1 protein-coding gene and 1 pseudogene are annotated in these 1413 nt (G+C 74.6%); one reads left to right on the top strand and one right to left on the bottom strand.

Annotated features, from left to right (window positions below; genetic code table 11):
* Nucleotides 1–1015: potassium channel family protein (locus tag ENC19_RS29125; RefSeq protein WP_164450242.1), on the top strand; the 1015-nt coding region annotated here is incomplete at its 5' end.
* Nucleotides 1016–1020: 5 nt separating this feature from the next.
* Here ENC19_RS29125 and ENC19_RS29130 read toward each other — a convergent pair.
* Nucleotides 1021–1413 (bottom strand): annotated as a pseudogene (locus tag ENC19_RS29130) (amino acid permease); the annotation flags it as partial.

Below are 1413 nucleotides of genomic sequence, written 5' to 3' on the forward strand. Positions count from 1 at the left end.
CACCCGGAAGATCGGGATAGCGGTGCTGGTGCTGCTCGCCATGGTGGCAGCCCTGGGCGGGCTCTACGCGAACGCGGCGCACGTCGGCTGGAGCGACGCGCTCTACCTGACGCTCGTCACCACCCTCACCGGGCAGGATCCGGACCCCGCCAAGTCGGCCGCCGAGCAGGTCATGCAGGTGGTGCTGAACCTCGCCGGGCTGGCGCTGATCCCGCTGATCACGGCGGTGGTGGTCGACGGGGTGGTGAACGCCCGACTGGCCCTGCACACCGGGCGGATCCTGCCCGAGCGCTCCGGGCACGTCGTGGTGGTCGGGCTCGGCAACATCGGCACCCGGGTGATGGCCCAGCTCAACGACTTCGGCGTCGAGGTGGTGGCGATCGACAAGAGTGCGGACGCGCGCGGCGCCGGGCTGGCCCGACGGCTCGGCGTACCGCTGGTGGTGGGCGACGCGGCGCAGGAGGAGACGCTGCGGGCCGCCTCGGTGGCGACCTGCCAGGCGTTGGTGGTGGTCTCCACGGATGACGGCGCCAACCTCCGCGCCGCGCTCAACGCCCGTGCCCTCGACGACCAGCTCCGGGTGGTGCTGCGGCTCTTCGACGGCGACTTCGCCGAACGGGTGCAGCGGGCGTTCGGCATCGGCACCTCGCGCAGCGTCTCCTACCTGGCGGCGCCGTCGTTCGCCGCCGCCCTGCTGGACCGGGCGGTGATCGCCACCATTCCGGTGGGCCGGCACGCGTTGCTGGTCACCGAGGTTCCGGTGGCCGCCGGCTCGGACCTGGACGGTCGGACGCTCGCCACCGTCGGCCGGGCCGGCAGCGTCCGCCTGCTCGCGCACGCCCGCGCCGGCCAGCGCCTGGACTGGTCGCCGGACCCGCGCATGGTGATCGTGGCGGGTGACCGGCTGACCGTGGTGGCCCGCCGGGCCGGCCTGAACGCGTTGCTCCGCGAGGTCGCGCCACCGGAGCCGGCACCGCCGTCCGGCGCGCCGGTACCGCGCGAAGCGACGGAGTGACCCGGTCAGCGGCGGGCTGACCGGAGGGCGTACCAGACGGCACCGAGGGCCAGCACGCCGAAACCGGCGAGCACGCTGGACAGCGGCAGGTTGACCGCGAGCAGCACGCAGCCGACAAGTCCCGCCACGGCGAGCGCCTGCACCGGCAGCTTCCGCTCCGGCTCCCGTCCCAGGGTCAGCGCGGCGGCGTTGGTGATGGCGTAGTAGACGAGCACCGTGCAGGCGGAGAAGCCGATCGCCCCGCGCACGTCGCCGAGCACCACGACCAGGATGACCACGGCGGCCACCGCCAGCTCGGCCCGGTGCGGCACCCGGTACCGGGGATGCACCGCGGCCAGCCCGGCCGGTAGATCCCGGTGGCGGGCCATCGCCAGCGTGGTGCGGCCCACCCCGGCCAG

This window comes from Verrucosispora sioxanthis (assembly GCF_010560025.1).
Lineage (GTDB): Bacteria > Actinomycetota > Actinomycetes > Mycobacteriales > Micromonosporaceae > Micromonospora > Micromonospora palythoicola.